Origin of the sequence: Pedobacter xixiisoli, from assembly GCF_900215335.1 — a bacterium.
Lineage (GTDB): Bacteria > Bacteroidota > Bacteroidia > Sphingobacteriales > Sphingobacteriaceae > Pedobacter > Pedobacter xixiisoli.
The window spans coordinates 861715-887179 of record NZ_OCMT01000001.1 but is presented as its reverse complement, the minus strand read 5'-3'; the positions used below and the strand labels follow the sequence as shown (position 1 = coordinate 887179).

13 protein-coding genes are annotated in these 25465 nt (G+C 37.7%); 5 read left to right on the top strand and 8 right to left on the bottom strand.

All coding sequences use genetic code 11. From position 1 onward, the window contains the following. Nucleotides 1-6: 6 nt before the first annotated feature. On the bottom strand, nucleotides 7-3225 hold the full coding sequence (locus tag CRO54_RS03495) for a SusC/RagA family TonB-linked outer membrane protein (RefSeq protein ID WP_097128756.1): 3219 nt from the start codon (nucleotides 3223-3225) through the stop codon (nucleotides 7-9). A gap of 295 nt (nucleotides 3226-3520) precedes the next feature. Here CRO54_RS03495 and CRO54_RS03490 point away from each other — a divergent pair, with 295 nt between their 5' ends. Continuing rightward, on the top strand, nucleotides 3521-7411 hold the full coding sequence (locus CRO54_RS03490) for a hybrid sensor histidine kinase/response regulator transcription factor (protein ID WP_097128754.1): 3891 nt from the start codon (nucleotides 3521-3523) through the stop codon (nucleotides 7409-7411). 325 nt (nucleotides 7412-7736) lie between these two features. Here CRO54_RS03490 and CRO54_RS03485 read toward each other — a convergent pair whose 3' ends face one another. The 5 genes from CRO54_RS03485 to CRO54_RS03465 form a co-directional block, all read right to left on the bottom strand. Beyond that, entirely contained in the window at nucleotides 7737-9701 is a 1965-nt protein-coding gene (locus CRO54_RS03485) for an NPCBM/NEW2 domain-containing protein (RefSeq protein WP_097128752.1), read from the bottom strand. Between the two features lie 26 nt (nucleotides 9702-9727). Further along, a complete protein-coding gene (locus CRO54_RS03480; protein WP_097128750.1) occupies nucleotides 9728-10588 on the bottom strand; it encodes an ROK family protein in 861 nt (286 codons plus the stop codon). Nucleotides 10589-11919: 1331 nt separating this feature from the next. Next, nucleotides 11920-13653: a T9SS type A sorting domain-containing protein gene (locus tag CRO54_RS03475; RefSeq protein WP_097128749.1), complete on the bottom strand. Its 1734-nt coding sequence runs from the start codon at nucleotides 13651-13653 to the stop codon at nucleotides 11920-11922. A gap of 480 nt (nucleotides 13654-14133) precedes the next feature. Continuing rightward, nucleotides 14134-14619 carry an anthrone oxygenase family protein gene (locus CRO54_RS03470; protein ID WP_097128748.1) on the bottom strand — a complete coding sequence of 162 codons (486 nt, stop codon included), beginning with the start codon at nucleotides 14617-14619 and terminating at the stop codon, nucleotides 14134-14136. A gap of 24 nt (nucleotides 14620-14643) precedes the next feature. Continuing rightward, nucleotides 14644-15801: an FAD-dependent oxidoreductase gene (locus CRO54_RS03465; protein WP_097128747.1), complete on the bottom strand. Its 1158-nt coding sequence runs from the start codon at nucleotides 15799-15801 to the stop codon at nucleotides 14644-14646. Nucleotides 15802-16476: 675 nt separating this feature from the next. On the opposite strand from CRO54_RS03465, the gene CRO54_RS03455 reads away from it, so the two are divergent. Both CRO54_RS03455 and CRO54_RS03450 read left to right on the top strand, forming a co-directional pair. Next, nucleotides 16477-17442, top strand: a complete 966-nt coding sequence (locus CRO54_RS03455) for a helix-turn-helix domain-containing protein (protein ID WP_097128744.1) — start codon at nucleotides 16477-16479, stop codon at nucleotides 17440-17442. 387 nt (nucleotides 17443-17829) lie between these two features. Continuing rightward, on the top strand, nucleotides 17830-18894 hold the full coding sequence (locus CRO54_RS03450) for a glycosyl hydrolase family 18 protein (protein ID WP_138765739.1): 1065 nt from the start codon (nucleotides 17830-17832) through the stop codon (nucleotides 18892-18894). 730 nt (nucleotides 18895-19624) lie between these two features. Here the strand turns inward: CRO54_RS03450 and CRO54_RS03445 are convergent. After that, a complete protein-coding gene (locus CRO54_RS03445) occupies nucleotides 19625-20764 on the bottom strand; it encodes an acyltransferase family protein (RefSeq protein WP_097128741.1) in 1140 nt (379 codons plus the stop codon). Nucleotides 20765-20774: 10 nt separating this feature from the next. Continuing rightward, nucleotides 20775-21536, bottom strand: a complete 762-nt coding sequence (locus CRO54_RS03440) for a glucosamine-6-phosphate deaminase (protein WP_097128739.1) — start codon at nucleotides 21534-21536, stop codon at nucleotides 20775-20777. Between the two features lie 195 nt (nucleotides 21537-21731). On the opposite strand from CRO54_RS03440, the gene CRO54_RS03435 reads away from it, so the two are divergent. Both CRO54_RS03435 and CRO54_RS03430 read left to right on the top strand, forming a co-directional pair. Further along, nucleotides 21732-22865: an acyltransferase family protein gene (locus CRO54_RS03435; protein WP_097128736.1), complete on the top strand. Its 1134-nt coding sequence runs from the start codon at nucleotides 21732-21734 to the stop codon at nucleotides 22863-22865. Between the two features lie 26 nt (nucleotides 22866-22891). After that, a complete protein-coding gene (locus CRO54_RS03430) occupies nucleotides 22892-25417 on the top strand; it encodes a family 20 glycosylhydrolase (RefSeq protein WP_097128733.1) in 2526 nt (841 codons plus the stop codon). Nucleotides 25418-25465 lie beyond the last annotated feature (48 nt).

Sequence of the window (25465 nt, the reverse complement as noted above, 5' to 3'; positions counted from 1 at the left end):
TTCTAATTAAAAGTTAACGTTTAAACCCATTCCAAACTCTCGCTTACGCGGATACCTGTTTACATCCATACCCAAAGCCAAAGCACTATAGGCAGAAAACTCTGGATCGTAGCCCGAATAACCTGTAAATGTGAAGGCGTTATTTACATAAGAGTACACGCTTAATCCACGTAATTTTACTTTGCTAACCCATTTTGCCGGCAATGCATAGGTTAACCTAATGGTACGGATTTTCACATAAGAAGCATCTTCTAGATACATCGAATTAACCGCTCTGGCATTTTGGAAACGATCTGAATATGGGCGAGCGTAAGTCACATCATCACCTTGTTTTACCCAAAAATTATTTAGGAAATCTACTGGAGGAACGGTTGAAAGACCATTCATACTGCCTTGCACCAAATTGTATTTGGCAAAATTGTAAATCTCGCCACCTATAGAAAAGTAAGCAGATACAAACAGACTTAAACTCTTGTAACGTAAGTTGGTATTGAAACCACCGATAAAATCTGGTTGCGCATTGCCAATTACAGTTCTGTCTTTATCCGTAATTACGCCATTAACATCTTCTGGACTTTCTTGCCAATTGACATCACCACCTCTAAATGGTGTGCCGTCTGCTAGTTTTTTTTGATTTACAGTACCGGTATATACGGCATTGCCCAACAAATAATTTTGTAAGATGTATTTTCCATTGCCATCTTTAATCATTTGCCCACTGGCATCCGTTTGGAATACGGGAGTTAACTGTTCCCAGTTATTAGTAAAAGCGTTAGATTGATCGTAGGCAAAAATGCCATTAGAAGTATAACCATAGAAATCTCCCAATGGTTTACCTTGCGAAATCCACCAAGTATCATTAAAAATGTAAGGGATACCACCGGCAATTTCGGTTACTTTATTCTTATTGAAAGTGATGTTAGCACCAATGTTCCAAGTCACAAATTTCTTTTTGATCACATCGCCAGATAAAGAGAACTCTAAGCCTTTGTTTACAATAGAGCCGATATTTTTACGTACGGTGTTAAAACCCCATTCTTTAGGAATCTCGTAAGCTGCCAATAAGTTTGAAGTAGCTTTATTATAGTAATCTGCCGTAAAAACAATACGATTATTGTTGAAGTTCAAATCTAACCCTACGTTGGTTTGTGCTGTTTCTTCCCAACCTAAATCGTTTACGCCAATTCTGGCCGCAGTAACACCTGCAACACCGTCGTAAATACCGCCAATACCGTAGGTTAAAATAGATTCGTAATCGCCGATACTTTCATTTCCGGTAACACCGTAACTCAATCTAAACTTGGCATCTGTAATTTTCAGTTTTTTGGTCCATTTCATGAACGGTTCATCAGAGAAACGCCATGCCGCAGAAGCCGATGGAAAATAACCAATCTTCTTATCCTTCGCAAAACGAGATGAACCATCGGCCCTTACGTTTGCCGTAAACAAATACCTCGATTTATAATTGTAAGTAAAACGAGTGAAAAGCGAAGCTAAAGTATGTGCGGTTTCCGTTGTTCCGGTTCTGGTTAGATCAAAATTTGCAGCAAAAGCATTTTGAGTATAAACGGCATCTGTAGCAGAGTTTCTACCACTATAGCTGTCGATCTCAGTTCTCCAGCTTTGCATACTGAAACCTAATAATCCCGTAAAATTATGTGTATTGTTGATCGATTTGGTATAATTAAAATAGTTCTCGTTTAACCAATTGTAGTTTAAAGTACTGGTGTGCGAACCAAAATTGTTCAGATAACCGTCGCTCAATAACGTTGGTCTCATGAAATTATAACGATATAAGCTTAACGTACCACTCACATTGGTAGTGAACTTTAAATCTTTATTGAATTTATATTCTGCAAATTGAAAAAACGAAGCATTGTAAATATTAGTAAAGTTGGTTTGCACATCTAGTGCGATAGGGTTTGCGCCCCAAAGTGTCCCGATAATGGTACCATCTGGATAATACAGCGCCAAATTCGGTTTTCTAGATAATAAACTATTTAAAAAACCACCTTCATCAACACCCATTTTCTTACCATAACTTAAAGTAAGTCTGCTACCCAAAGTCAATTTGCTTGTGGCAATGTAATCTGCATTTAAGCGGGTAGAAATTCTATTGAAAGAGGTGTTCGAGATGATACCTTCTTCGTTTAAGTAACCTGCGCCAATAAAATATTTCAATTTATCAGAACCGCCGCCAAAACTCATGTCTATTTGATCTTTTTGCGCTGTACTAAATACCAATGCCTGATAATCGTTGTCCGCATTTAGCAAAAAGTTAAGTGAATCTGCTATTTGAGCAGCCATTACGTTCTTAACTGCGGTTGGTACCAGTGTTGCTCCTTCTCCGTTAATATATTCCGTTAAACCTTTTTGCATGCTTCGATATTGCTTCGAATTCATCTGCGGCATGGTATGTGTAAGATTGTTCAAAGAATGCAAGTATCTCAATTCTATTACCGGAGCTTTTGGAGATCCCTTTTTTGTAGTGATGATGATTACGCCATTTGCAGATCTTGAACCGTAAATAGCAGCAGAAGCAGCATCCTTCAACACTTCCATCGATTCGATATCGTAAGGATTTAGCGCATCTACGTTGGTAGTTGGTACACCATCTACCACCCATAATGGTCCCACGCCATCATTGTTCATCGTAGAAATACCCCTAATTACTACAGAAGCACTTTCTCCTGGTTGTCCAGAACCAGTGGTTACTTGTACACCAGCTGCTTGACCTTGTAAAGCTTCGTAAACATTGGTGGGTGCTTTTTTCTCAATATCTTCTGCACTGATAGAAACAATGGCTCCCGTCACATCGCGTTTCTTTTGCGAACCATAGCCCACAATCACCACATCTTTAAGTTCGTTGGCTACACTTATTAATGTTACGCTAATTTGTTTCAAGGTACCTACTACACGATCAGCATTTTGATAACCTAAATAACTAAAAGTAAGAATATCATTGGCACCAGTGATACCAATTTTGTAAACACCATTTGCATCGGCTACTACAGTAAGATTTGCATTTTTATTTTTAACCGTAGCACCTGGAATAGCAGCGCCATCGCCAGAAACGACACCAGTAACCGTACCTATAATTTTAGGTGTTTTAGTGGGTGTAACTTGCGCAAAAAGCGTGGAGTAAGAAAACAAGGTTAAGTAAATCAGCAATGCTGCTGTTCTCTTTCCTACATCCTGAAATAGGAGTGAGTAAGTTCTGTTCATATTTAGGTTATCTGGTTATGTGTTCCGCAATACCAACATGAGTCTGATATTACAGAGAACAATTTTACACAAGTGAAAAAAAGAAGCGGTTTAAATTCGTACCAACGTTTACGAAAATCCTATCAACACATTGAAAATCCTCTATTTTTTCGAAAATTTACAAGATCTTACAAAGAAAGCTAACAAAATGCACTTAGCACTTAAATCTCTAATCGAAATATTTGCCTGATCATTTTTGTGATTGTATCTTGTAAAACGAATCTAACCAAAATCAACCTTATAAAATATTTTCCCGATGCCGAGCAAGAAGATCTTAGTTATTGTACTTCTTTTATTTTGGGCTAGAAGCTATGCACAGAATTTTCAAAACCTATTGGTAGAACAAGGTCTAAGCAACAGTACCACCTTTGCCATAGCACAAGACCATAAAGGATTAATGTGGTTTTCTACCAAAGAAGGGATTGACCGCTATGATGGCTCTGGTTACAAGCATTACAACCTCTACCCTGCCGATAAACTGACCAGATACGGTCTTCGCAGAAACAAATTCCATATTGATCACAAGCAGCGAATTTGGGTAAACAATTTCTCTGACATTTTTTTGTACCAACACGATTTAGATCGTTTCGATTTTGTATATAACGTAGCTAAAAATAACACCATCAGAGACCTCTTTGTAAAAGACGATCAACAAAATATACTGTTAGCTACCGACCAAGGCCTGATCAAGTATAATTATCAGACTAAAAAAGCTAGCACCTTCGCTAACATCAATCAGCCCATCATTGGCTTTTACAGGTACAACAATGAGTTTCTGTTAATCGCACTGAAGAACGATATCCTATTCTTTAACCTGAAAGCAGAAAAAATAAGTGCTACCCAGCTGAGCGCCAACCTCAGAAAAGAAATCAGTAAGCTAAGCATATCAAGCATTTGTGTAGATGCAACAAAAAATATTTTTGTGGGTTCCACAGGTCAAATTTCTGCCTTTAAAATCACAGATCAGAATTTAAAAACCAATTCAAATTTAAATAATTCTATTAGCAAGGTTGAGGTAACTAAGATATTGCCAGACCAGCAGCAGTTTATCTATTTCGGTACCGAAGGAAAGGGCGTATATAAAATTGATGCCAATTTGAACATTATAAAAGCCTACCTCACCGATCAGAATAATTTAGCCAGTTTACCAGAAAATGAGGCTATAGACGTATTTATCGATAAAGAAAATCGTGTTTGGATGGCTGGGCACGAAATCTCCTATCTTAACACCAAACAATTAAAATTTAATTATTACACCCATCAGCTAAACAATCCAAATAGCTTAGTCCATAACTCCATCCGCTCTGTGGTAGAAGATCAAAACGGCAAATTATGGGTAGGCACCAATTTTGGCATTAGCATCTTGAAATCTGATAGAAAAAACTGGGATTACCTTAATACGCACAACCAGCAGCGCAGTATGAGTAGTAATAAAATAACCGCATTAGCTAAAGGGAATGGCCAAAATGTGATTGCCGGAACCTATCAAAGTGGTATTTATGAAATTGGTACAGGTTATCAAATCAAACACCTTAGTAAAGAAACCAACTTCTCTCCAAAAAACAACGTCAATAAGATACTGGTAAATGGTAACGACATTTGGTATGGTGGTGCGGGCGGCTACCTAAAACGTATAAATTTGAGCGATGGGGCTGTTAAAACATTTGACATTTCTAACGTGCTTTCTATTGCTAAAAATCAATATGGTCAGATCATCACTGGTGGACATAACGGCGTTCACATTATTAATAGCGATGACCGGATCACAATTTTCAATGCTAGCACTTACAAAATTGGTTCTATATTTTGTGTGATGGCCGACACTAAAAATCAGATTTGGTTAGGTTCCGAAGGTCAGGGTTTGATAAAATTTGATGTAGACCAGAAAACATTTAAAAAATACTCCACCGCAGACGGATTACCTTCAAACTTAATTTATGGCATTTTAGAAGACAAAAATGACAATTTGTGGCTGAGTACCACAAAAGGGCTTTCTTGTTTCAATATTAAAAAACAAACCTTTAGAAATTATAGCATAGCTGATGGCCTACCGATTAAGGAATTTGCCTATGGCGCTTATACCAAAACTGCAAAAGGAGAAATGGTATTTGGCGGAAACCATGGCTTGGTGATTTTTAACCCTGAAGACATCATTAACAGTGATTTTAATACCCGATTGATATTTACCGACTTTAAGTTGTTCAATAAAACTGCGGATATCAGTAATGAAAACACACCCTTAGAAAAGGCAATTGATGAAACCGAAAAGATAGCTTTGGCCTACAATCAAAATGCAATTACCCTAGAATTTAGCTCGGTAAACTTCACAAACAATGCCAACCTGTACCGCTGGAAGTTAGACGGTTTAGACAGCGAATGGTCTCCAGCAACAGCCGAACATGCTGCCAACTATACCAACTTAAGACCTGGAAACTACACTTTTAGGGTACAATGGGCCAACTCTGGGTTAGTATCAGAATTCGCAAAGAATGAAAGAGTTTTACGCATACAGATCTCTCCCCCTATTTGGGCTACAACTTGGGCTTATTTGCTATACTTTTTAATTGCCATCGGCATTGTATACGCTGTAATTAAGTTTTATATGGTGCAACTGAGTGAAAACCATGCGAAAGACAAAATTCGTTTTTTCATCAACATTGTACACGACATCAGAACACCTCTATCGCTAATTAGATCGCCACTGAATATTGCTCTTAAAAAGAACGACTTCTCTGAAAGCACGCAAAGTATCCTAAAAACAGCTAACCATAATGCATCTAGGCTAACCAGTTTGATAGATCAATTACTAGATTTTGAAAAGGATGATTTCAAGAAGATAAAGTTGAATCGTACTTCTATCCATGCAGAACAAACGTTAGATAGAATCTGTGATGACTTTATTCCGCTATTGGAGCAAAGGGGAATTATCCTCACTAGAAACCATCAGCATCAAGAAACGTTGTTAAAGGTAGATAAAGACAAGTTTGACAAAATCATCTTCAACATTTTATCTAATGCGGTAAAATACACGCCAAAAGGCGGACAGATACATATCACTACAAGTTTGATCAATAAGAATTTCCAAATCGATATTAGAGATAGTGGCGTGGGAATTCCGACAGAGCAACAGAAATATATCTTTAAGCGATATTTCAGAGCTAAAAATGTAGTTAACTCCAATGAAGTTGGTTTTGGTATTGGTTTAATGGTGACCAGAGAATTGGTTAAACTGCACCAGGGAGAAATTTGGTTCGAAAGCAACCAAGATCAAGGTACTACTTTCCACGTCCGTTTCCCAATGAGTGAGGTAGAATATCAAGATCAGCAGTCGTTGTTGGTACCACAAAGCAATGAACTAATTGTTAACGAATTGCCAGACCAGGCAACTCAACAACATAAAAAACCAAAACTGCTTATTGCAGAAGACAATGATGAATTGAGAAATTTAATGGCCGATCATTTGAAGCAATATTATCAAATTTACCATGTTAATAACGGTCAGCAAGGCGTAGCTACCACCTCTAAAATAGCACCAGACGTAATTGTTTCAGATGTGATGATGCCACTAATGGATGGCAATGAATTTTGTTACGAGATAAAAAACAATCTTAAAACCAGCCATATTCCGTTTATTTTATTAACAGCGCTAACAACAAATGAACATAAAATTGAAGGTTACAAAATTGGTGCAGATACTTACCTTGAAAAGCCTTTTGATATAGATTTATTGAGAAGCTGTATTGATAATTTATTGGTAGGCAGAAAAAAATTACGGGAAAGATTTGCCAATGCAGATGCGCCTTTAAGTGAAGGATTAAATGAACTGGATAAGAAGTTTATTGAAGAAGTGGTAAAAATAGTTGAAGAAAATTTGTCGAATTCTAGCTTTTCTATTGAAGAGTTAGAAAAGGAAATAGGCATGAGCCATGCAAGCTTATATCGTAAGTTTAAAGGGTTACTAGGTAAAACACCATTAGAATTTATTCAACATTATCGTCTTAAAAAATCAATGGAATTGTTGGTTTCAGGTGAGCATTACGTAAACGAAGTGGCTTACATGGTTGGCTTTTCTGATCCAAAATACTTTAGTACGGTATTTAAGAAATTCTATGGCAAAAATGCCAGTGATTATTTGAAAGAGAAGTAGTTGTGACAGCATATTACCGTTTAATGTAGGTTCGCAATGCCTATAATACGTCCGTCATCACAGATTTAGTCTGGGATCTTAATGCTATAAAAACGCCAACATTCATGTATATGCTTTAAGATTCCGTTTTCACGGGAATGCGATAATACATAGAAAACCCCTACCAACTCTAGCTAGTCGGGATTTGCAATCCCGATTTACTAACTATGGATTTTAAATCCATTATTCTTGGGTGCGGGATTACAAATCCCGACCAACGCAGACTGCAAAACCAAAAAGCATCTTTACAAAATTGCAAAGACGCTTTTTCACCTCGTTAATATTTTTATTTCTTCGCTTTCAAAACCACCAATCTCACCCCATGAGCAGGCAATTCTGTTTCAAAGTTTTGCTCAAACACACCTAAGTCTTTTTGTCTCCAAGCATCGCGTACCAATTGCTTTCCATTTACACCAATCGCCTTCCAATCAGCTTTAATTTTCTCGGGAAAAATCCCTCTATTAAACAAACCAATTGCTTTCGAACCGTCTTCCAAGTCTTTCATCCAGATCTCCAATTTACCATTAACATAAACTCTACTAGCTTGTTTCCCCAGCGGATCTTGATTAATATCGATTACTTCGTCATTAGTGAGCAGATTCAGCGTAAAATCATCCATTTTGGTCATATCGCAGCCAATCAGCAAAGGCGTAGTTAATAACGACCATAAAGAGACGTGTGTGTATTGTTCATCTGCACTTAATCTAGTCGGACGAAGTTTTGGTCCCCAACCTACCATACCAATCACCAACATATCCGAATCGTTCCAATGTCCAGGTTTGGCATCTACCTCTCTTCCTGCCTGTGCAAATCCAATTCCCGACATACTTGCCCAAGTATCGTGGACATCTCTAGAAATCCTCCAACTATTACCCCCGACACTCTTGCCCCACTTACCTACATCGCCCATTCCATATTGGCATAAGCTGAAGACAATATCACGCTTTACGTTTTTCAAACCATCACCAATCAATTGATACGGCTTTTGTAACTCAGCAAGTGGCGGATTTTCTAACTTATCGTAGATTTTATAGTAAGAGCACCAATCGTATTTCACATAATCAAAACCCCATTCTGCCCAACGCTGTGTATCCTTCGCTTCATAACCGTAAGAAGCTGCGTAACCGCCACATGTAGTTTCTCCAGGAGAAGAATAGATACCAGCTTTTAAACCTTGTGCATGCAGATAATCTGTCAATTGGTTCATATCTGGAAATTTCTTATTGCTGTTAATCATTCCATTTGCATCACGAACCTCACCCATCAGTAAAGGATCTTTCGAATCTGGTTTAATTTCCCAACAGTCATCAATATTGATATAGTTCCATCCGTGCTGTGTTAAACCAGAATTGATCATTGCATCAGCAGCATCTTTTACTTTATCTGCACTAACGGCATCTGCAAAGCAGTTCCAACTGTTCCAACCCATAGCTGGCGTTAAAGAAATTTCTTCGCCGCCTACTATTTTCAATACTCTTGATGCCGAACCTAAACTGTTTGTAGCAGTTAAAATAACTTCAGTAGTACCAACAGTTGCCAAAGCTCCAGAAATAATCCCCTTGTTTACATCCAGCTTTAAACCTTTAGGCAAATTAGTTGCCTTAAAAGTCATCGGCCTTTGCCCAGAAGCTGCAATTAAATACAAAAATGGATTTCCTGGTCTTGCACCATACACTTTTGCACCATTTATTTTCGGTTTAGCAGAAGCTTTTGGCGTGAGAATATAAGGCACAAAAGCTGCTTTTGGTAAAATTACAGGCCTTAAACCTTGATAGGTGATTACGGTGTTAATCCAATTGGCATGAGCCGTGTGGATACCGTCTCCGTCGTTTTCAACAATTAGGTAGAGTTTTTCTACATTAGCCAAACTTACATCAAAAGGCACCAATGCCGCTCCTTTTCGAATAATATCCGTTTTAAAAAGTTCCTTTCTATCTCCCATAATCACAAACCTAACGCCACCTTTTGGCACATTATCGTCCATTCCAACCAAGCCCTGCATACGCAGCCCACCTTTTTTCAGTTCGATGGTTACCAAGCCTTCCGGCGATGCCAATCCAGTTTCATAGTTTTTTCCAGCTACTGCTAATTTTCGAGGCAACTTTCCCGGACCTACAAAAAGGTCATTGGCTTTAGTAAAATCTGCTTGGTGAAACCACAATGAATCGATAACGTTGGCTTTTACAGAACCAACACAAAATGTAAATAATACGCTATAAATTAATAGCTTAAACTTTTGATGACTAAACATATTTTGTTAGGTTAAATTTCAAATAATTAATGACTAGTGGCAGCTCCCCATAAAATGGATTTCTCTCCCAAAATGGATTTCTTAACAGGCAGACTGTAGCCCATCATTTCGAATAAATGCTTACGAGTATCTGCTAAAAAATAGGCTTCCGCATTCGCGATATTACCACCTATTACAGCAGCTAAAGGCTTTTTACTTTGTGCAAATCGATAAATGAATTTTGCCAAGTTGCTACTGAACTCACTAAATAAAGTTTTAAAATGATCCGAATTTTTATGTTCATCGATAATCTCTTTCACGTCTTTTACAGACTTACCCGTTAACTCTTCAAAGCGTTTGGTAAACCATCTGGTAGAGATATAGTCTTCCGCAATTCCATCTAAAAATGGCATTTTCCATAAATTAGAATCATGAGCAATACCCTTTTCTATATGCGATGTACCTAGTCCAGTTCCTAAGGTTAGCCCAATGGCCTCACTAAACCCCGAAAGGCTTCCACAAAACAATTCACCTTTTAGAAAACATGCTGCATCATTACTGAAATGGATGTTTTTAGGATTGAAATTGAGTCGTTCGCCTAATTTATCCTTCAGATTTAAGTTGTATAATTCTCGGTATTTATCTTGCGATTGAATTAAACTGATGCCCTTTTTATAATCCATTGGACCTGGCATAGCCAAACAGATCTTAGAAGGCGTAATATTCTTCAATGCTATAGAAGTATTAATAGCGTTTGACCAATTGCCAATGATTTCCTGTGCCGAAGCTGTGGAATCTAGTCTAGTCCGAAACCAAGTATCGGGTACTTCGATTCTATTCTCTACGTCCATCATTACAGTGGTAATATGGGAACCGCCTATATCGGCGCTTAAAACTAGTTCCCCCATCAGTTATAGTATAAATTGAAATGAACATCTATATTAATTAGATGACCTAAACGAAGAAATTTCACTTCAGAAAATACATTTAAGCTGGAAAAGGTATTCTGATTGGCGAATTTAGAAAATCCGCTCTTTGATATGTTTACTGGTTTGAACATGAGAAATATTTGGTTATTAGTGTAACAACTGCACCTTACGGTTAACTCCCAAAACTATTGTTCAATACCGAAATGGATAGCGTAATTTAATATCAAATTTTATGAATTTTCTATCAATAGCCCTTTGCCAAACATCAAATAGAAGATAATTTGATTTGGGTAGCTTAAACCCGTAGCAACAGAACTTGATAGTGGTACAAGGGCATAAAAGTCCACAGTTTAGTGTTAAATAAAAGGAGTTTAAAATCCCTCTACTTTTCCATTGTAATTCGGGTCTACACTAAAGTTATTTGAGAGAAATAACTATTAGATACTTTTATTTTCTGCTTGCACTATCAGTGAAAAGCAACTAATAAAGAAAACATTACCTCCAAAACCACCAATCTATAAAAGAGAATAAGATAAAAAAAAATCAATCTCTAGTAGAGATTGATTTTAAGAAATTTTACTATGTACCCAATGATATAGTAGACCCGAACCGATTATTAGAGAGTTTTACAAAAATTTCAAAGCTCGACGAACCTGTTTTCCATAGGCACTTAGAGCCTCTAAAAATCGTTCTAAAAGGCAAGAAGCGGAATTCCAAAAAATAACTCATGTGAGGTCGGGATAAATATCTCGGCCTATTTTTTAAATCGATGTCGTTTAATTATTCAAGAAAATTTATGTTTTCCCTGATTTTTTGATGATATATCATTTTTCCAATTTTATATCGAACCGCCTTAAAATCATATCGCATATTAACCGTTATTAATATAATTTGCACGGTATTTTGAATTTGAATTAATTAGTTTTGCGATCCCCCATAAATACTTATTTATTTAAAGGGGCGTATGGATTTAATATCTCTACTAGTGAAGAACTTTGCGCAAAAGTGCATGTTACGCAAAATATCGCCATGATTAAAATTCTATATTTAATCTTGTCTTTGAGTTGTTTTTGTGCATTACGATAAGATGGGCATTGATACTATAAGTCGATTTTCGATAGGTAGTTACCCTAAAATCTTCGAATATGTTTTTATGTTGAGCTCTACTGGGATTTCATTAGCGTATCTACCATAATGGTCGCTATGGTATAAAGATGTATATGCACTCCTTTACGTAAGAAGCATACCAGTTTATAAATATTTTAGCCCCGTCAGAAAAAATCTGACGGGGCTAAAACTCGTATTTGAAGTTATTTCTTTATCAGCTTTTCATATTTCCAACCTGCGCCACTTCTCAGACCTAAAAGATAGACCCCATTCGGAAGCCCAGTCAAATCCATGTTTAGTGAGGTCGCATTGACTGCAAGCGCAATTCTCTTAATCAATTTCCCTTGTGTATCCAATAATTTTGCTTCTGTAAATTTACCAGATCCTAAACTAATGTCTACCCTATCGGTCACTGGATTTGGATAGGTAACTATAGCAGTTCCGCTTAATAAGAAAGCAACAACTTTAGTATCCAGCTCATTCTCCTTACCATCCAGATCTACCTGTACCAAACTATAGTAGTTATCTCCGTTCAGCGGTTTGCTATCGGTAAAGATGTAATTACTGCTGGCAGCAGTATTACCCTTACCCTCAACCCATCCAATTAGCGCTGGTGTTGTTCCCTCCGCATGGCGATAAACTTTGAAGCCCTTGTTATGCTGCTCATTAGCTGTTTGCCAGCTCAATAATACGCCCTTGCCCGATAGCTTGGCCACAAGTCCAAGAAATCCCACTGGAAGCACACTTGACGTAACAGGGCCGCGAAACGGACTCTGAACGGCTGTACCATTCAGTCCTCCATCTCTTGGGGTGACCTCAAAACCAATGTATTTGTTGATATCATTCACGCTTAGCAAATACGTTTTTCCTGTCGCCGAGTTAATTTCTACCTTTGGGTTTCCATTTACATTGTCTGATCTATACCATTTAAACATAGAGCCACTTTCTGTGTCGCCATCCGCATCTGAAAAGGTATAATTTCCAGTCAACGTCTGACCTTCTTTCAAGGTACCTGTGTGTGCAACATTGCTCACGGCAGGCGCATTTGCCGATACCACTGAAAATTCTGTCAGCTTGGGGCTACCTGAACCAAATCCGTCCTCGAATACATAGGTAACGGCATTAGCGGTAGTCTGCGTGGCCCAATTGCTCACATTGGTGATACTTGCCAACCAATTAGTTTTATTTCCGCTTTCTAAAGTTGGATTATAGATTACATTCGGATAACGTAATGCTGAAGGTTGAGTAAAAAAACCAACTGAATAGGCGGCACCCAGTGCAGTAGGCAGCTCGCTATATACCGGATACTGCGTAGGGGGTTCCGCACCAGTATTGTTATGCCAACCATTCGAATTGTTCGTGTTAGTTAGGCTAATATTGTTAAAAGCAAAAACAAACGATGGGCTAGCTTCAGATACTTGATAAATAATCAGCTGATCGCCAGTTGTTGGGGGCCAGGGATTCGCTGAGTTATTGGTGTTCGTCCAGGTGTCTGCGACTATCGCAAGATCAGCGTTGGGAATCGTTGAACCGTCACCTTTTTTTGCCCTCACGCCACTAACTGTCGGATCAAGTTTGAATATGATGAGCGTACCTGCTGTTATCTTTGCTGAAACTGTCCATTTAAAAATGCCTTCATTTGTAAAGCTGCTAGTGGAAGCTGTGAGAAAATGTCCGTTTACTACACCATTCGCACCCGTGTAGGTATTCACCCAGCCACGGTCGGTGAAAAAAATCACTTCTCCCTCTGCTATCGTATTGAGGGCAACAACTGCAAAGCTCCGAACAGATCCAGCGCCCGCGTCGGCACCGCCATTCATTCCGATAACCGCAAGATCACCCTTGGATAATGAAGCCTCTGCATTCAACATAGCGATGCTGATTAACGGGAACATTAAAAAACGAATTATTTTTTCTAGCATGTAACTTTTTTTCATATCAATTTATCTTTATTTAGGGATTCTTAGCATGATTTGATCATGTTTCTAAAATTTGGTTAATTCAAAAACTAATCCGTTACGAATTTATCGTAATTATCCTTAGAACTATAGGTTGTTAAAAAAATAACTTTTTTAACAACCTGATAAATCTTGACGTAATCAAAAAGCAGGCTATAAATTAAATTTCTCCTTCTTATCGAATATTAATTAGCTGGCTAAAGTGGGAGTTCTGCCAAAAGTGGTTCTCCCAAACTTTTTGGATATAGGTTCAGCTATAAGCATTAAAAGCCAATACATAACCGTGATCAGTTTCAGCGAAACCTGTAATTACACCGCCGTTAATATCATTTCAGATTTAAAACTGCAGTTTTATCTAATAAATTGGCTAAACTGATTTTCAGATACTATCAGGTTACTCTTAAAGCTAGGCTTTCGTTGCGAAGAGTTAGAATAAAGATAAAATGATGACTCTTCCCACTATATACCCTTCAAAAGCATTCGCGAATACCTGTTAAGCGATAAACTATACATTACAGAAATTACCGTTAAAATAATTGACCGGAACCAATTGAGTAAATACCATTGATGGAAGGCTTGCTGAATCGCCTTTATATCTTGCGTAGCGCCAAAAAGAACTATATTTAGCGGAAAGATAAATATGAAGGTAAGTAAGTCGTTAAATAGGATTGCTGCTAACGCGGTTACATTATACCAACGCACTTTCTTGTCGGTTTTCCAAAATCGAATAACGCAGTTGATACCGATGATGTGTACCAATGGACCTGTGAATTTGAAAAAATCAGCCGGATTTTTAAAAGCAAAATAGTTTCGGGCAATATTAATGGATTGCGGAAGCTGATGACCCCAATTGGACGCATCGACGATAGCATTGTAAAGGTTGACAAACAGTAATCCGCTGCTTACCACAATGGCCATATGCAGTACAAAAATTTTAATCTTCATTTTTAAAAATTGAATGAGCTTTTATCAGTGGATAAGGTGAAACGTATTAACTATAAATTTCAGGGCTTCTTTAGAATGCATATTTTCCATGGATTGCATGGTGACCTCAGTGATTTCGGCAGCACGCTTTCGCATCGTCCTTTCATATTTTGAAACAGCAGTTTTGAGGTCGCTTATATCCGTTGCTGTAAGCTGTTCTACGAGTTCCAGTGCATCCAGCATTGCCATATTTACCCCTTCACCGGCGTAGGGAGGCATACGATGTGCAGCATCGCCCAACATCGTTAGGTTGGGCAAACTTTCCCATTGCTGGTCGATTGGAAAGTGGTATTGGGGCCGGGGGACAAAATAGCTGTCATCACTAACAAATAGCTCATGCCATTGATTGCCCCAATCGGCAAAACGCTCCTTGAACCAATCGTATATTTCCAGCTTATTTTCAAAGTTGATACCAGAAGTTTTTACCCAGTCCTCCATTTCCCTTGTTCCTGTATAAAAGGATAGGGAGCCATCGCCTTTGACACTTAAAATAATGCTTTTTTCCAGTCCCAACGCAAATATTTTTCCACCTTTGGCCAGTTTCCATAGTTCCGGCGCATTGATCTCCGCATTGTATATATTGCCTTCCACAATGGTCATGCCCGAATAAACGGGAGCTATATCGGTAAGGTATTTTCTGATTTTTGAATTTGCACCATCTGCGGCAATGACAAGGTCAGCGTAAACTGTACTGCCACTAGCGAAGAAAATATCCCAACCATTATCTTTGGCCTGCAGAGATACAAATTTCGAATTCCAAACAACGGTACCTTTTTCAAGTGAAGCAATAAGCAGATCACGGAATGGTCCCCTGTCAATTTCCGGACGGAAAGAAGCGCTACTTTTCTCAACCGGAGTTTCATTGGTATGATCGTCGAAATGTACCACCGCATTATGGTCGGTTACACGCAATTTATCAGCACCAGGACGATAGTGCTTTTTAAATTCATTTAACAAACCAGCTGCAATCAAGGCCTTAAGCCCGGACTCTTCATGCAAGTCTAAAGTTGCACCTTGCTGACGCACATTTTGGTCTGTATCCCTTTCATATACTTTTACCTCATACCCTTTCATCTGCAACAACCTGGCGAGTGTTAATCCTCCAGGACCGCCTCCAATAATGGCTATTTTTTTATTTTTCATTTGATATCGATTTTTATTTGATAACACAAAGCTAGCAAGCCTTAACCGAGCATAATAATTGAATGCAACTTAAAAATAGTCGTAAACGGCTTCAACCTTATCGAATGGCCTAAACTCAATGTTCAGCATTTCGTATATTTTTAGGCAGCAAACGCATCAATATCGGGCACAGTATGATACAATCATAATTAAACTGTGCTCAACTGGAAAATTAATTGATCCTGATAGTTGTGCAATAAAGAAACTCGAAGTGATAGCTGTCGCACCAAAGCTACTGGAGAGCTATTTCACCGAACTCGAAAAACCCCAGTCCCTGCCTGCCTCTCCGGGACTGAGATCACTAGTGGTTAAGTCGAATAGGATCCGAAACAGAGCACCATTCCTCTGCCAGTCAAAAAGATGGCCGATGAAAAGGTCTGTGGATTTCGTGACAGCAAAGGTTGATTAGAAACATAATAACCTACTCCAATTAGGGTTTTGATTAACCTAATGTCAATAATATTCGTCCAATTTCCTTGATGAGTTGAGGTTTAAGGAATGATGAGATAAAGATACTAATCAATGCAGGCATTTATTAATTGTGCTGTCATCTAACTAATAAATTAATGCATAATTAAGTTGTATAATGAAGCAAAACAGCCTAATTTAGTCATAAAAATACTCATAAAAGACCTAATGAAAATTGAAATTAAATCAAAAGACGGATTAGGAATGCTCGCTGCTTTTGCCGAAAAAGTAGGTAGCACCGTCGAAAATGGAAGGGTGGAAGTACCAGAAGGATTTGGAATAGGCTTTATACAAGGCTATAGTTTCGATGAACGATTGCGGATGATGGTATTGAACTATGAGCTACATCAAGACTTTGCCATTAGCAGAAGAAATCAACCTGCTAATATGCTCCTGTTTAATTTTCAACACATCATAAATTCACCTAAATCACGAAAAGGCACCAAATTCCAACCATCAGTTCAAATTACGACCCAAGGATTAAATGTGGAACTTTTTATTCCAAAAAACACCGTTCAAAATTCTATATCATTGAGTATCGATGCGAGTTACCTACGAGAATTAATAGGAGCACGCATAAACCACCCTTTAATAAATACTATTTTGGAAAATAAGCACCCCTTGTTGTTTGAGGAGTTTGTATTTGTTCCGCTGTTGAAGGTTGTGGATGATATCACGACGAGTAATTTGCCCGTACAGCTTCAAGATTTTTACTATAGGCTAAAAACGCAGGAACTCATTTGCCAATTACTGATTTCGCTTGTCAGCCGAGACGACAAGAAAGTGCAAGGTTTGAATATTGCTGATATCAGGATGTTGTATCAGGTAAAAGAACGTCTAATACATAACCTTGAAGAAGCGCCTTCAATTTCCGAACTATCAAAATTTTCCGGTATGAGCGAGACAAAATTAAAAAGACTATTTAACCAAGTTTTTGGCAAGAGTATATTTCAATATTTCCAAAATTTCAGAATGCAGGAAGCTGCCCGCTTGTTGAGAGAAGAACGGCTGTCTGTTTCCGAAGTGGGATATCAGCTTGGTTTTTCAAACTTGGGCCATTTTACCAAAGTTTTTGAAGGGCTAATTGGAGTTAAGCCAAAAAGGTATAGCAAGTTAAGTAATGAAGTTCTTTAATTGGTTACGCAGAATCGCTGTAGCGTTACATCTCGCTTTACGCCTCCCATTCAACACTCAAGATTAATTGCTGATATAATAGATAAGAGTATAATACGTAAAGAGACATGGCAAATGCTTGCACAATCATCAAGTTTATATCATCGAAAAAATTGTCTAAAAAGTTGTATTCCTTATACAATTTATTAAATTTGAATAAATGTTTACGTACACGATTTTAATTGAAAATGATTTGTGCGTTAGATAAGAATGAAAATTTATTCCCCCGTTTGTTCTCAAACTTCGTAAACAAATACGAGATTGAAGGCTGATATTTCAATCGTAGGAATTTTAAAGGCATATCTTAAGTATACTAACAACCGACTCATTAAACTAAATCAAAAAAGAATGAAACATTTAAAATCCCTATCTCTATCTATAATGTTGCTTGTATTATTTTCGTGCAGCAAACAGCTAGAGGTTCCGGTAGAAAAAATATCAACAGACTCTAAAGTTTTGAACAGCAATAACGGCGTTGTACAGGCACTGGCAACGCCCGCGAACAAGGTTGTTATCGGGTATATTCCAGGATGGGCCAATGTCACTAACGTAACCAATGCGATCGATTTTAGCATCGTAACCCACGTTAATTTGGCATTTTTCGCACCTAGTTCTTCAGGAGCGATGATGTCAGGCGGGCAGCCCTTGTATAGTGACTTCAATGCGTCAGAAATCAATTACGTGGTGGCCAAAGCGCATGCAGAAGGGCGTAAAGTTTTGGCCTCATTAGGCGGGGGCAGTCCCGACCCCAACGCGGGTGATATCGCTGTTCAATTTCGAACTGCACATCGTACAAATTTTATCGATAACCTAGCAGCTTTTGTAACTTACTTTAACCTTGATGGCATTGACATCGATGTCGAGGGCACCACATTGGCTACTATCAAAAGCGAGCAAAACTACGCACCATTCGTGTCAGCACTACGAAACAAGATTAATCCCTTGGGGAAATTGGTAACAGCGGCCACAGCAGGCTATGTAAATGCGATGATCCCGGCATCATCCTATAGCTATTTGGACCTGATCAACATTATGTCATATGATAATGGATGGAACGGCACAGGAAACCATTCGACATATGATGCAGCAATACAACACATTCAGAATTTCTTAAACTTAGGTTGTCCTGCCTCTAAGCTGGTACTAGGTGTTCCGTTTTACGGCTATAAACCAACGGTGGGTACGGGCTATAAAGCTTATAAGGATCTATTGGCACAATATGGTACAGGCATGGCCTACGTCGATTACTACGATGGCTATAAGTATAACGGCATTACAGCGATTGAAGCAAAAACGAAGTATGCTGCACAATATATAAGGGGCGTAATGATCTGGGAACTCTCACAAGATGTTACTGGAACGTATAGCCTATTACAGGCAGTTGGAAGAAAAATCAATACGCCAGCACCATAAAAAATACTGATAGATATGCCTTTACTTTCTGTCAATCTCCTACATAAAGATAGTTAGGCACTCGATGAGGCAATGAGCTTACACACCTTTAGAGCCCAATGATTTAAAGAAATTAAATCGGTAATAATCCAGACTGTTTCCTTTAAATTGATGTTGAGATTACTTATCTAATAATAAATAAAAGGTCTCATTCTCCCGACCATCAGACAGGCCTTTACCTACAAATTATCGTGCTGTGATATCTGTTGGTCTATAAAACGATACTGCAAATATTTTGGAAATCGCGATTCCCTAAACCTGGCTACCTTAACACTCAACTAGATGCTGTAGGTTCGTGTACAATCACTACCTTCCTATCTCAATAATCGATACCCTAATAAACGGTCGCCGATCAAGCTTTAAGAACCGGGCACTTCGAGATCCCTGCAAACATTGATGCAGGAGATTTCCATTTCTTGATTATGCTCACATATAAATCTGTATGGCAGACAATTAAAATTTTAGCATTAAAACTCAATAGATGGAAGCAATTAGAGCAATAGCAATGCTCATTTGTCTTAGTTTAATGAGTACTGGATGTAGACATGATCACTCTTACGAAGAAGAATCATCTAAAAGGGATAATCATATCAACCTTCTTAAAAAAATCCTGACAAACATCGCCATTAAAAATAATAGTCTGTTTAGGTTAGTAGCAATTGTCCCAGTGGATACTGCGCCTTTGCTCGTTTTACACTTTAACGTAAACCTTTTTCTTATCGAGAATTATTCCAACAACCCACATCGCTAACATATAGACAACAGCAAACCAAAGCGAGGCATTAATTGGCGTTAACCAATCTGCGAAACCTGCTTTATAAACGATTCCTTTTAGCGGTTTGCCATCGATACGAATTACGGCCATAGCACTAATTACCAACCAGGCCAATACATATATAAACAAAGGGTTTTTACCAAACACTTCAAAGAAATATACCCAGTTTTTCATTTGCCAAATTTCTATCAATAACATTAACAAGGCAATAATTATTAAATCGTAACCTAAGGAACATAGTACATAACTGCTCGTCCACAAAGGTTTATTTATAGGAAAATAGACATCCCATAACATGGAAATGAATACTATAGCTACGCCCGCAATAGTTAATCTCCATACGGAAGATAAGTTATTACCATTCTTCTGAATAAATAATCCTGTAAAATATCCAGCGATTACATTAACAATAGCAGGTAATGTACTTAACAGACCAAGTGGGTCAAAAGGGATTGGATAATGCTTGTAGATATTTTTAGCTGGCAGATAAGCTAAATCTACCTTTCCTATGGCATTTCCTTCCAAACTGTAAGGATCGGGTTGGTCCCCGAAGAAATACAATATAGCCCAGTAACCAAAAAGAATAGCAATACTTGAAACAACTACTGTAGTTTTTTTGAAGAAATAAACCATTAAACTAGCCAAGCAATAACATACAGCAATACGTTGCAGCACTCCCCAAAGTCTAATATCCAATAAATTATTGAACACGATTTTATCTTCCTCGTAATGAAAAAAGGGAAAACCGTTGAGGAACAAACCAATCAAAAAGATGATCGATGTTCTTTTGAAAACCTTCGAAAGAAATCGCGAAGCACTCATTTGCCCCATTTTATTTATGCTAAAACTTAGGGCATTACCTACCACGAACAAAAAAGTTGGAAAAACCCAATCAGTAGATGTAAAGCCGTGCCAATCGGAATGTTTTAAAGGTGCGTAGATATTGCTCCAGTCACCAGGAGTATTTACTACGATCATCAGTGCCACGGTTAATCCCCTCAATACGTCTAAAGATAGGTACCTGTTCTGCATTGGATTTAAAGTTTGCTCGGCCATATTTTTAAAACTATGAATTTAACAACTTACTGCTATCCTTATCTAAAAATAGTACCGCATTTGAATGTGTTCTTAATATCGTCGCTGGGTTTTCTGTACTTATTTCACTGTTTAAAGTATGATTTACGGCTTCAGCTTTAGTCGGTCCAGGAACTACACAATTAATATACGTAGCACTTAATAATGCCGGAATGGTCAAGGTCAACGCTTCCGTCGGCACTTCATCCAAAGCCACAAAACAACCATCGTTTACTTGCTGTTGTCTACAAACCTCATCTAATTCTACTATTTTTACAGTATACTTATCTTCAAAATCTGCTACAGGAGGATCGTTAAAAGCCAAATGTCCATTCTCTCCTATGCCCATGCACACCACATCAACTTTGTTTTGAGTTAATAATGCTGTGTACCTTTCGCATTCCACAGCAATATCAGCGGCATTACCGTTTAAATAGTTTACAGATTTAAAATTGAACTTATCAAATAGTCGGTGCTTCAAGAAATTACCGAAACCTTGTGTGGCATCGGCAGCTAAGCCAATATATTCATCCATGTGGAAAGCGTTTACACGGCTCCAATCTAGGTTTTCATAATCTAGTGCTGCTAAAAATTCGTTTTGTGAAGGTGCTGCGGCAAATACTACGTTAATTTCATCCTTGGTTTTTAAAAGAGCTGTTATTTCTTTAGCGAATTTCTCTGAAGCAGCCGCTCCCATGCTTTTTCTGTCTTCGTAAATTCTTACATCTAGTTTGGTTTGAACAGGGTTTGTCATCTTAATTTATTAGGTTGGTTAGTTAACATAATTGAAAGAGGCTTTTTCCACCGCGTTCAACTAATATTTCCGCTAAAGTAATATTTTTCGTGTACGTTAACGAAAAATTTATATTTTTGTTTAACCCATTTTTCAAAAACCAAATAAATTTAAGGAGCAATCATATGATGCTTCAAACCTGAACTCTATAAAATTATGAAGAAGACAATTTCGCAAAGGTATTTATCCTTAGATGTTTTACGAGGATTAACCGTTGCTTTAATGATCGTAGTCAATACCCCTGGCGATTGGGGTAACATCTACACACCATTTAAACACGCAGAATGGCATGGTTTTACCTTAACAGACCTTGTATTCCCTACCTTTCTTTTTGTGGTGGGAAACGCTTTGAGCTTTAGTTTAAAAAAATTAGAAGATGTTTCTTTCGGAGATTTCTTTAAAAAAATAGCTAAACGGGCGCTCATTATATTTATCATCGGATTACTACTCAATCTCTTTCCATTTATAGTATTTGGCGAAGATGGCAGTGTTTCACTAAAAAACTTTTTAGAAGTAAGGATATTCGGGGTTTTACAGCGTATAGCTTTGTGTTATTTCTTTGGAAGCTTAATCATCTATTTTTTTAGAAAAACAACAACCATTGCAGTTATAAGTGCAGCCATGTCACTTGCTTACTGGGGTATCTTATGCTATTTTGGTCAGCCGGGCAACCCTTACGGTTTAGAAGGAAATGCATCCAAAGCTTTAGATGATTTCCTATTCAATAGCAAGAATTTATACCAAGGCTTTGGTGTCGCTTTTGACCCGGAGGGGTTATTAAGCACTTTTCCTGCCATCGTAAATGTATTAATTGGTTACCTCACTGGTAGATATCTGCAAAAACAAGGAAATAATACTACCGCTGTTTATCGCTTGATGGGTGTAGGTATCACCTTTTTAGTAATAGGTCTTGTGTGGAACTACAGCCTCCCTATTAACAAACCCATTTGGACCAGCTCTTATGTATTATTTTCTTTAGGTTGGGATTTAGTAATCACAGGCTTATTAATTGCATTGATAGATGTATTTAATTTCAAAAAATGGACGTACTTTTTTGAGGTTTTTGGTAAAAATGCACTGTTTATCTATATTCTAGCTTGGGTAATTATGAAGCTCTTGTACCTCATTAAAATTGACGGTTCTTCTTTACCTTCCCTATTTTATAAAAACGGTTTAACTAGTTGGTTGGCAGATAAAAATGCTTCTCTAGTATTTGCAGTACTTTATATGCTGTTGCTCTGGGTTATAGGGTTAATCCTTGATAAGAAAAAAATCTACGTTAAAGTCTAAAATTAACCGAACTAAATATAAAACCCATGAAACAAAAACTATTGACAAGTCTATGTTTGTTGCTAATTGCGGCTCAAGCTTATGCGCAGAAAAAGGTTGTACCACAAAAGATAAACTTAACTTGGATTATCGTAGAGGCAAACCATAAAAATACTGGAAATACACTTTCTGAATTAGTTTTAACGAACCCATCTACTACCTCATTTCCTGCTTCGGGTTGGAAAATATATTTCAATTCTGGAAATCCTCGTAACGCTGGTGCAGATTCGTTAACTTTGAAAATCAGCCATCTTAACGGAGATTTATTTACCGTTAGTCCTGGTAAAAACTTCAAAGGCATTGCACCTAAAAAATCGGTCAGTATAAAAATCCTTTCAAGAAACTTAAAAAACATTACGGATTATTCAGAAGGTTTTTACATCGTTTATGACAATCAGTCATCAAAACCAGTAGCACTATCAGTAAAAAGCGTATCTAAAGTTGATTATAGTGCGCAGGAAAAAGCTATAGCTAATCAAATTTTCGAGCAAAATAAGGCGATAGTGAAAGTGGGTGAAAACAACATCCCTCCTTTTATACCTAGTCCAGTAAGCTTTGAAAAAACAAATGGAAGCTTTTCGCTAAATGGAAACACCAAAATTGTAAGTAACGCTGCATTTACCAAAGAAGCAGAATTACTAAAAATTGAACTAGGTAAAGTGTTAGTTCAAGCACCACAAATTGTATCATCTGTTTCGCAAAACAGCATTACGCTAAAGGAAAAGGCTGGATTAGTGGCAGAAGCCTATGAGCTAGAAATCACAGCTTCTGGAATTAGCATTTCCGCATCAAAACCTGCTGGAGCATTTTATGGCATTCAGTCTTTAAAAAATCTACTGCCTTCCAAATCTTGGAAAGCCAAACAAAACAATATCACTATTGCCAATTGGAAAATTAAGGATGCACCACGTTTTCCGCATCGTGCGTTTATGATGGATATTTCCCGAAACTTCCAGACTAAGGCTCAAATTCTAAAAGTGTTAGATGTACTTTCACTGTATAAAATCAATGTTTTTCATTTACATTTTAATGATGATGAAGGTTGGAGAATTGAAATTGAAGGCTTACCAGAACTTACCCAAGTTGGTGGCAGAAGAGGTCATACTTTAACAGAAGATGCACATTTATTTCCATCTTACGGTTCTGGTCCGTCGGTAAACAATACTTCTGGAAGTGGTCATTTGAGCAAGGCTGATTTTATTGAAATACTTAAATATGCCAATGCCAGACATATCAAAGTTATTCCCGAGTACGAAACGCCAGGACATGCCAGAGCTGCCATTAAAGCAATGGATGCCCGCTACAAACGACTAATCACCGCTGGAAAACCTGAAGAAGCCAAGCAATATTTATTGAGAGATTTAGAAGACCAATCTGTTTATCGCTCGGTACAGGGCTTTAATGATAACGTCATAAACCCTGCACTACCTTCTGTTTATAATTTCATTGGCAAAATAATCGATGAAACAGTGGTAATGTACAAAGCCGCTGGTGCGCCATTGCAAAGCATCCATTTTGGTGGCGATGAAGTCCCGAACGGTGTTTGGGAGAAATCTCCTGCAGTTAAGGCTTTATTGGAAAAAGACAAGTCAATTGAAAATGTAGATGAGCTGTGGCACTATTATTTCGCCAAGGTAAGTGCTTTGCTCAAGGCTAAAAATCTTTACCTATCGGGATGGGAAGAAATTGGTTTGAAAAAGCAATTGGTAAATGGCAAAAAACAAATGGTGTTAGATACTCGCTTTATTAATGAGAACTTCCATACTGATGTTTGGAACAACCTAAAAGGAAACGAAGATTTAGCTTACAAATTAGCCAATGCAGGCTACAAAGTGGTATTAACCAATGTAACCAATATGTATTTAGATTTATCTTACAATAAAGACTACAATGAAATTGGTCAGTATTGGGGCGGTTATGTAGATGTAGATAAACCATTCAATTTCATTCCTTTCAATTACTACAAGAATCAAACTGAAGACCAATATGGTAATCCATTACCAGAAGGTTATTATGATGCGATGGATAAACTTAATGATAATGCCAAAGCGAATATTATTGGTGTACAAGCGCCTTTATGGAGCGAAGTTTTATATAGTAAGAAACGTTTTGAATACTTGTTTTTACCAAAAATAATGGGATTAGCAGAACGTGCTTGGGCAGCAGATCCAGCTTGGACTACAGAGAATGACCTAACAAAAAGCAAAACACTTTATCAGAAAGACTGGTCTAGCTTTGTAAACAGAATTGGTAGAAATGAATTTCCTAGGCTAAATTATTACGCTGGCGGATTTAAATATAGAATTCCAACTGCGGGATATGTGGTAGCTAACAATAAAGTAGAAGCTAATGTACTATATCCAGATTTAACCATCCATTACACTGTTGATGGTTCAACTCCAAGCACAAAAAGCCCGAAATACACTTCGGCAATTCCATACCAAAATAACATTAGATTAAGGGTATTTAATAATGAAGGAAGAGGTGGTAGAACTGTGAATGTCATTAAATAAACCAAAGCAACTGCTATAAAAAATCCCGTTGACGCTTTGTTAGCGGGA